Genomic DNA, 9,344 nt, shown 5'->3' with positions numbered 1-9,344 from the left:
TTGCGGGAACCGCCAGTCCACCACCCTTACCGCAGCAGCGCCGCCTTGTCCTCAAAACCCTCAAGGAATGGCCGCTGACTTTAGGGCGCCAAGCGAGCAACAGCTATCAGCATTGGCAACTGGATGCCCCCACGGTGTCCTTGCGCCACGCCAGCATTGATCGCACCAGTGCGGGTCTCTACGTTCTGAGGGATTTGGGCAGCAGCAACGGCACCTATGTCAACGCCAAACTCCTAAAAGGTCCCTACACGCTGCGCAACGGTGATCAGATTCGCATTGGGCCTTTTGTCCTTCTCTACCGCCATGAGACCTTAGAAATTACGGATCAGGGCAGTCATCTTCGCATTGATGCTTGGGGATTGGAACGACGGGTAAAAACACCAGCGGGCGATCGCTCCCTCTTACAAGGGGTTTCCTTTGTGGCGGAGCCGAGACAACTTGTGGGTATTGTCGGTGGCAGTGGTACGGGGAAATCCACCCTCTTAAAAGTGTTGATGGGGCTAGATCCACCTCAGGAAGGACAGGTGCTGCTCAATGGTTTGAATTTGCATCGCCATCTTGGCACCTACCGCCACCAAATTGGTTATGTACCCCAAGATGATATTGTCCATGCCCGCCTCACAGTGGCCGAAGTCCTGAATTATGCGGCGCAACTGCGCTTACCGGCGGATACCGATGCCCAAAACCGCAGGGCAGCAATTGAGCGAGTGCTTGAACAGGTGCAGTTAAGGGGTACGGAACATCAACTGGTGGCCAGCCTCAGTGGCGGTCAGCGCAAGCGGGTGAGTATTGCCGTTGAGCTATTGGCCAATCCCAAGCTCTTTTTCCTTGACGAACCCACCTCGGGTCTAGATCCCGGGCTAGACTTTTTGCTGATGCAGTTGCTGCGGCAATTGGCAGATCAAGAACGCACAATTGTTTTGGTTACCCACGCCACGAGCCATGTGTATCTGTGCGATCGCCTACTCGTTCTTGGTCCCGGGGGGCGTCTTTGCTATTTTGGCCCGGCCGATGAGGCTCGTCAATTCTTTAGTCCAACGGGCGATCGCCCCCTGAATTCTGTGGCTGAAATTTATGCCCTCCTGACTCCCGAAAATAGTGCTGCATGGAGTCAAAAATTTCGCCAATCTGCCCATTATGAACGCTACCTTGCCAGCCACCTCAGTATCGGGTCCCACTACGAGAGTACCAGTGTTCTGGGGGCGGAGAGTCGTCCCAATGCCGAACCCCCACCGCAGCAGCCGGCACCGCCTCACCTCTACCAATGGCGGGTATTGTGCCAACGCCAGTGGCAACTCCTCTGGCGCGATCGCCTCAGCCTTGTCTTAAATTTGATCAGTGTCCCTATTGCCCTGCTGCTCACCCGCTTTGCCAGCGATCGCTCCCCCTTTGGGCCCCAAGATCCCCCCAGTCTGCTGCAAGCGGCTCAAACCCTGCGCATTCTCTTTGTCTTTACCTGTGCCTGTCTTTGGGTGGGACTCTCGGGCTGGGCGCAAGCCTTGATCACAGAGGTGGCCATCTACCGCCGCGAACGCCTTGCCAATCTCAGTCTCTGGGCCTACATGGCAGCCAAACTCACCCTTGGCAAGGGCATGGCCTTGGCACAAACGCTGCTCATTACCCTGGTGGGACTGTTGGCCTTTGGTCTGCCAAAGGGTGCCCTCCTCCCTTGGCCCCTAGGGTTTGGCATCACCACCTTCCTGACGCTCGTGGCGAGTCTCTGTTTGGGTCTTTTGATCTCGGCGGCCGTGCACAACAGCGATCAAGCAAGCAAGATTTTACCGCCGTTGCTCCTGCCGCAAATTATCTTTGCCGGCGTCCTCTTTAAGCTCACGGGCGTTGCAACGGCTCTCTCTTGGCTGACAATTGGCCGTTGGACCATGGGTGCCTATGGTACCTTGATTGACGTGAATGGTATGGTACCGCCACCCCTCGATTTTGGCCTCTTTGAACCACCGCCCCAGCCCTTTGATCCGACGCCTGTCTATGCCCCCACTTGGGATAATCTGCTGCTGAATTGGGGAATGCTGATTCTCCACAGCCTCATTTACACGGGTGTGGCCACGTATCTGCAAAGCCGCAAAGGCTAACACCGCCTGTGCAAACTGCTGCTGTACCTTCCGCATATTTACCTATTGCGATGTCCCCCATCGTAAAGGACGATCTAGTCAATTAGCTAAAATTTTTCCATCTCAAGTGAGACCGCTGCTGCACCCATGGAGACTGATGTTGTTTCCCTGTACGGGCGCGACTACATTCCCATTGTTGCTCCGCCCCTGCCGGCCACCAAAATTCAAACCCACCCTAAAACCGTTCCCGTTCTCAAGGATGATGATGTGCTGCTCATCTGTGATGAGTTGGGCAATATCTGCAATGATGAACAGCAAACGGCGATTACGGGGCTGTTTTGCCAGGATACCCGCTTCCTGAGTCAAGCGGAGTTGCGGGTGGGGGGCGATCGCCCAGTGCTGCTGAGTTTTCACTGTACGGGTAGCCACGCCCTCAAGGTAGTGTGTACCAACCCCAAACAACCCGATGTGCCAGCGGAAGCGTTGGCGATCGAGCGCTTCCTAGTGGTACGGGGCGCCCTCTTTGAAACGCTTCTGATTACCAACCACCAAGTACAGCCGGCAGTGGTGGATATTCAACTTACCTTTGCAGCAGACTTTCAGGATTTATTTGAAATTCGCCAATACGGTGGTGGTCGCCCACAGCGGGGACAGACGTTGCAACCCGTCGGTTGTGAATTACGCCACACCAAGGGACGCGCCGATCTCTGCTTCGCCTATCAAGGTCTGGATGGGGCCCTGATGGAGACCCAAGTTCAGTTTTTGGGCACTCCCCCCGACCGTCTTGATGACACCACAGCCACATGGCACCTTAAGCTCGAACCCCAAGGCTACCACCGTATTCACTATTGCGTCCGTCCCTTTACCAATGGGGCACCTACGGCACAGGTAGCAGTGCCTTCCTCCCTAGCGGCTGCGGATCAAGCGGCTCGACAGGAACGGCAACAATGGTGGTCAGACTGTACAGAAATCGTCACCTCGAATCCGCAGTGGAATCGCATCCTGCGGCGGGGGATGGCGGATCTCTATATGCTGTTGCAGTCCTTTGGCCATGGCAAGGTTTTGACTGCGGGTATTCCGTGGTTTGCGACGCTCTTTGGTCGCGACTCCATTATTTCAGCCATGCAAACGCTGATCCTCAATCCGGCGATCGCCCGTGATACGCTGCGCACCCTTGCCCACTACCAAGGCAGGGAGGTCTGTCCTGAGCGCGATGAGCAACCGGGGAAAATTCTCCACGAGCTGCGCTTTGGCGAAATGGCACGCAACCGCGAAATCCCCCATACCCCCTACTACGGCACAGTGGATGCCACCCCCCTCTGGCTAATGCTCTACAGCGACTACTATGCGTGGACAGGCGATCGCGCCACCTTAGCGCAGCTATGGCCCCATGCCCTTGCTGCCATGGCTTGGATTGATCAACAGATGGCTGCCACAGGCTACCTCAGCTACAATCGCCAAGCCGGAAAGGGGATTGACAACCAGGGCTGGAAGGACTCCGGTAACTGCATTGTCAACCGCTGCGGCGAACTTGCCCAGGGCCCCATTGCCCTCTGTGAAGTCCAAGGCTATGTCTATGCTGCCAAAACTCGCCTCAGTGTCATTGCTCAGGCCCTAGGCTATGGCGAGTGGGGCGATCGCTGGCAGCGGGAGGCCACCGACCTCAAAGCACGCTTTAACCGCGACTTTTGGCTGGAATCCGACGGATTCTATGCCCTTGCCCTCGACGGTGACGGTCGGCCGGTGGATAGCCTCACTTCCAATGCTGGCCAATGTCTGATGACAGGGATTTGTGACCCCGAGAAAGCCCAACGGGTGGGGCAACGTCTGCGGCTCCCGGATCTGTTCAATGGTTGGGGGATTCGTACCCTGAGCAGCACCTCCCCAGCCTACAATCCCATTGGCTACCACTTGGGGTCAGTGTGGCCCCACGATACCAGCCTGATTGCCTTTGGCCTGCGGGCAATTGGCGATAGTGACTTTGCCCTGACGCTTGTGGATACCCTTTTTGATATGACCTGTCGGCAGCCGGATTTGCGTCCCCCAGAACTGTTCTGTGGCTTCGATCGCCAGACCTATCCCCAGCCCGTACAGTACCCAGTGGCCTGCTCCCCCCAAGCCTGGGCAACCGCCAGCCTCTTCCAGTTCATCCAGATCATGGTTTGGCCACTTGTGGATGCCCCCCAAGGCAAATTCTTGCTCCACCAGCCCCTGTTGCCCGCCAGTATTGAGGAACTCCACATTCGTAATCTACGCCTTGGCAACAGTCGCTTTGAGCTGCGGCTCTGGCGCACGGGGGCAAATGGCTGTGACTGGGAACTCCACACCGCGTAACAAAGCGTAACTTGGGGCGATCGCCCTCGCTAAAGTAGAGGTGGCTCAGTTCCCACCTTTTGTAGCACCAGTAACCGCATGACCCGAACCACGACCTACGACATTTGGCGCGCCGGTCATCAGCCTCTGCGTCCCCTCTTTGCCCCCAAAAGTGTGGCTGTCATCGGTGCCAGCGAAAAAGAAGGCAGTGTTGGCCGCACCCTGCTGTGGAATTTGATTCAAAGCCCCTTCGGCGGCACCGTCTTTCCCGTTAACCCGCACCGCAGTTCTGTGTTGGGCATCAAGGCCTATGCCAGTGTGACGGCTATCCCAGAGGCGGTTGATCTCGCAGTCATTGCCACCCCTGCGGCTACAGTGCCAGCGGTGGTTGCCGAGTGTGCCGCAGCAGGCGTCAAAGGAGCCATTATTGTTTCAGCGGGGTTTCGCGAAGTAGGGGCAGCGGGACTGGCTCTTGAGGAGGAGATTTTAACCATTGCCCGTCAGGCACGGATGCGCATTATTGGCCCCAATTGTTTAGGGGTGATGTGTCCGCCCACGGGTTTGAATGCCACCTTTGCTGCCAAAATGGCGCGATCGGGGCATGTTGGCTTTCTCAGTCAAAGTGGCGCCCTGTGTACCTCAATTTTGGACTGGAGTTTGCAGGAGAATGTCGGCTTTAGTGCCTTCGTCTCCATTGGCACGATGCTGGATGTGGGCTGGGGTGACCTCATCTACTACCTAGGCGATGATCCGCAAACCCGCTGCATTGTTATCTATATGGAATCTTTGGGGGATGCGCGATCCTTCCTCTCAGCAGCGCGGGAAGTGGCCTATATCAAGCCCATTATTGTCATCAAAGCCGGACGGACTGCTGCCGCTGCCCAGGCCGCTGCTTCCCATACAGGGGCATTGATGGGATCCGATGCAGTGGTGGATGCAGCACTAGAACGCTGTGGGGTGCTGCGGGTGGAAACCATTGAAGATTTGTTTGACATGGCAGAGGTTTTGGACAAGCAATCGCGTCCCAAAGGCCCCCATCTGACGATTCTCACCAATGCTGGCGGCCCGGGGGTCTTGGCTACTGATGCTCTGATTCGTGCAGGTGGCAAACTGAGTTCTCTCTCCGCGGATACCCTACAGGCACTGAATCAAGTGCTCCCCCCCGCTTGGAGCCACGGCAACCCCGTGGATATTTTGGGGGATGCAACCGCCGATCGCTACCTCAAGGCACTGCAACACTGTGAAACGGATGCCAACAGTGATGGCCTACTGGTGGTCCTCACTCCCCAAGCCATGACGGATCCCTTGGCGATCGCCCAAGATCTTGCCACCTATGCCCAAAACCGTCCCAGTGGTGCCAAGCCGATTCTGGCCAGTTGGATGGGGGGCAACACAGTGAAACCAGGGGAAGCCATTCTCAACCAAGCGGGCATTCCCACCTATGGCTATGCCGACACCGCTGCCCGCATCTTTAGCTATATGTGGCGCTATAGCGACCACTTGCAGGCACTGTACCAAACGCCCGCTTTGCCCTTGACCACTACCCCCCCGAATCGAGAGTCTGTAAGTCAACTGTTTGAGCAAGTGCGCAGCGAGGGACGTACCCTGTTAACGGAGTGGGAAGCCAAGGCTGTTCTTGCTGCCTATGGCCTGCCAGTGGTGGAAACCTGTATTGCCCGCAGTGAAGCAGAGGCAGTGGCTGCTGCCGATCGCCTCGGGTATCCCGTGGTTCTCAAGCTCTATTCACCAACAATTACCCACAAAACCGATGTTGGGGGTGTCGCCCTCAATCTTCCCGATGCTGCTGCCGTCATCACTGCCTACCAACAAATTGAGAAAAATGTCACCACTGCTGCGGGAGCGAGTCATTTTGCTGGCGTCACTGTGCAGCCAATGATTCCCTGGAAAGGGTTTGAGCTCATTGTGGGCAGTTCCACCGATGCTCAATTTGGTCCAGTGATTCTCTTTGGCACAGGCGGACAGTTGGTGGAAGTTTTGGAGGATACAGCGATCGCCCTGCCCCCCTTGAACACCACCCTAGCGCGGCGCCTCATTCAGCAAACCAAAATCTCCCGTGCTTTTACCGGCGTGCGGGGCTGGCCAGCCCTTAACCTTGCCCTGCTTGAGGATCTGCTCGTACGCTTTAGCCTGCTGGTGGTGGAGCAACCGTGGATCAAAGAAATTGACATCAATCCCCTGCTGGTGGCACCCCCCGATCGCCTACTGGTCTTAGATGCTCGCCTTGTGCTCCACCAGCAGGAAAGTATGTTTGTTAAGCCTGCAATTCGTCCCTATCCCAGCCAATACGTCAGTCCGTGGCAGTTGCGCGATGGTACCCCAGTGCTGATTCGCCCCATTCGGCCAGAGGACGAACCCTTGATGCGCCAGTACCACGCCACCCTCTCGGAGCAGAGCGTCTATTTGCGCTATTTCCACCTGATGAAGTTATCGCAGCGGGTTGCCCACGATCGCCTGGTGCGCATCTGTTTTGTGGACTACGATCGCGAAATGGCCCTTGTGGCGGAACACCAAGGGGCCGCAGGTCCTGAAATTATTGGCGTTGGCCGCCTTAGCAAGGATCACTTTAGTCCCACGGCGGAGTTTTCGCTGTTGATTAGCGATCGCTGGCAGCGGCAAGGCCTGGGGACGGAATTGCTGCAGCGCTTGATTCAAATTGGCCGCGATGAAGAGCTGAGGGCAATCCACGCCTATGTTCTCAAGGACAACGAGGGGATGATCCGTATTTGCCGCAAACTCAACTTTGAATTGACTGCCGGCGATGATCCCAGTGTTTGGTTTGTGCAGCTCACTCTCTAGGAGTGGCCGTGAGGGACCATTGACGTAGGACAATAGTTGCCGTTGAGTCTATTGCGGAAATTGTCGGACATCGTGGATAAAATAACGCGGGTTGGTGTCATTGGTGGGGGCCAGTTGGCTTGGATGCTGGCACTGGCGGCCAAGGAGATGGGACTTTCCCTATGGGTACAAACGCCTGCAGCAACGGATCCCGCCGTTGCGGTTGCCGATGGCGTGTGCTATGGGGCAATCACCGATGGGGCGACCACAGCCCGACTGGCTGAGCACGTTGATGTGATTACCTTTGAGAATGAGTTTGTTGATCTAGAGGAACTCCAGCACTTTGAGCAGCGGGGGGTTTGTTTTTATCCCCGCTTGGCCACTTTAGCTCCTCTCCTGAACAAATACCAGCAGCGGTGCTTTTTACAGGCCCTGGGGATTCCTGTACCAGAGTTCGCCTATTTGGGCGATCGCCCCCCCAGCCTTCCCTGTGTGATTAAAGCCTGTCGCCATGGCTACGACGGCCAAGGGACGTTTGTCATTACCGATCAGCAGGCCTGGCAGCAGTTTCAGCAACACTGGCCAGAAATTCCACCCCAAGGGTTTTTGGTGGAAGCCTTTGTGCCCTATGTCAAAGAACTGGCGATCATGGCAGCGCGATCGCCCCAAGGGGAGATTGCCCTTTATCCGGTGGTGGAAACGCAGCAGGTGGCTGCCATCTGTCGCTGGGTGATGGCTCCTGCCCCCATTCCCCCCCAAGTCAGTGAGCAAATTCAGCAGATCGCCCGCCAAATCCTGACGGCGCTTGATGGCGTGGGTATCTTTGGCCTTGAGTTTTTCCTCACAGCCACGGGGGAAGTACTGGTGAATGAAATTGCCCCCCGCACCCACAATTCCGGACACTACACCATTGATGCCTGTGTCACGAGTCAATTTCAGCAGCACTTGCGCGCCATTAGTGGCCAGCCCTTGGGCAGTCCTGACATGCGGGTAACCGCCGCCGTCATGGTCAATCTCCTGGGCTTAGCCGAACCGCAGGTTGACTATGGGGCAAAATGTGAGGCCTTGGCGGCTCTCCCCCACGCGCACCTTCACTGGTATGGTAAAAGTCAAACCTATGCGGGTCGCAAGTTGGGGCATATCACAGTTCTTTTGGAAGACCCAGGGGCAGCAATGCCAATCATCGAGCAAATCGAAGACATCTGGTATAGTACGCCTGTTGTTGTGTGATTGTTCCTGCTGATGCGTTTTCACTCCTTTCCTCAGCCCCTTGATCGGGCTGCTTTGAGTGTGCTCCTTGTGGCGCTGGTCCTGACCCTTTTGCTGTTATGGGGGGGCGATCGCACCCAAGCCGAAGTGCGGGACTTTTCATGGCAAAACCGCGATGTGGGAGCAAGCGATCGCGCCTTTATTCTTTCCTTTAATCGGCTGATGGATTGGTCCTCGGTGGCAACCCATCTCAAGATTGAGCCACCCCTTGAGGGTAAGGCCAGTTGGTCAGGGCGCCGTTTTGCCTACACGCTGACGCAGCCGCTGCCCTACGGTCAAACCTTCAAAGTCTCCTTAGAGGATGCCGTTTCTGTGCCCCAAGGGAAACCGATCAAACCCTTTCAGGGGCAGTTTCGCAGCCGCGATCGCGTCCTGGTCTATCTTGGCTCTGGTGCCGAAGAGGGTCGCCTCATCCTCTATAACCTGACGCTGCAACAAAAGATATTCCTCACTCCCCCCAATCTGCGGGTGTTTGATTTTCAGCCCTATCCCGCCGGCGATCGCATTCTCTTTAGCGCAGGGGAGCGGGGCGAGCAAATGGGCTTTGATCCTCAACTGTACACCGTCACCACCGGGCTATACTTCAATGCCCCCGATACCCCCCGCCGTCAAGCCCGTCCTGCAGGCGAAATTTCCCTAATTCTCGATAACAGCGAGTACCAAAATCTGCGCTTTCAGTTGGCCAATGACGGCAGCAAAATTGTGGTGCAGCGGGTGAATCGTCTCCAGCCTGCGGATAGCTCCCTGTGGCTCCTCGATGAAAATTTTCAGCCCCGCCGCCTCAACCAAGCCGCCGCCGGTGATTTTCGCATTGCTCCCGACAACCAGCATTTAATCATTGCCCAAGGGCAGGGATTGGCCATTGTGCCCCTAGAAGCCACCAATGATGAGAGTAAC

The 9,344-nt window shown here is 56.4% G+C and carries 4 protein-coding genes and 1 pseudogene; all 5 read left to right on the top strand.

Annotated elements, in window-relative coordinates; translation table 11 throughout:
* Window positions 1–2,090, top strand: a 2,090-nt coding sequence (locus H8Q75_RS03170) for an ATP-binding cassette domain-containing protein (protein ID WP_297040436.1), incomplete at its 5' end; no start/stop codon positions are given.
* Window positions 2,091–2,216: 126 nt separating this feature from the next.
* Window positions 2,217–4,403 carry an amylo-alpha-1,6-glucosidase gene (locus tag H8Q75_RS03165; protein WP_297040433.1) on the top strand — a complete coding sequence of 729 codons (2,187 nt, stop codon included), beginning with the start codon at window positions 2,217–2,219 and terminating at the stop codon, window positions 4,401–4,403.
* Window positions 4,404–4,481: 78 nt separating this feature from the next.
* Complete coding sequence (locus H8Q75_RS03160) at window positions 4,482–7,199, top strand: bifunctional acetate--CoA ligase family protein/GNAT family N-acetyltransferase (protein WP_297040430.1); 2,718 nt, start codon at window positions 4,482–4,484, stop codon at window positions 7,197–7,199.
* Window positions 7,200–7,271: 72 nt separating this feature from the next.
* A complete protein-coding gene (locus H8Q75_RS03155; RefSeq protein ID WP_024124552.1) occupies window positions 7,272–8,408 on the top strand; it encodes a 5-(carboxyamino)imidazole ribonucleotide synthase in 1,137 nt (378 codons plus the stop codon).
* Between the two features lie 12 nt (window positions 8,409–8,420).
* A pseudogene (locus tag H8Q75_RS03150) lies at window positions 8,421–9,344 on the top strand (hypothetical protein); the annotation flags it as partial.

Source organism: Thermosynechococcus sp. OHK43 (assembly GCF_014466085.1).
Lineage (GTDB): Bacteria > Cyanobacteriota > Cyanobacteriia > Thermosynechococcales > Thermosynechococcaceae > Thermosynechococcus.
Note: the sequence above shows the minus strand (reverse complement) of the source record. Positions and strands in the feature narration are given on the sequence as shown.

Bases quoted from the DNA above. Each gene is read 5' to 3' on its own strand.
- H8Q75_RS03165 (WP_297040433.1), top strand. From the start codon at position 2,217: ATGGAGACTGATGTTGTTTCCCTGTACGGGCGCGACTACATTCCCATT.
- H8Q75_RS03160 (WP_297040430.1), top strand. From the start codon at position 4,482: ATGACCCGAACCACGACCTACGACATTTGGCGCGCCGGTCATCAGCCT.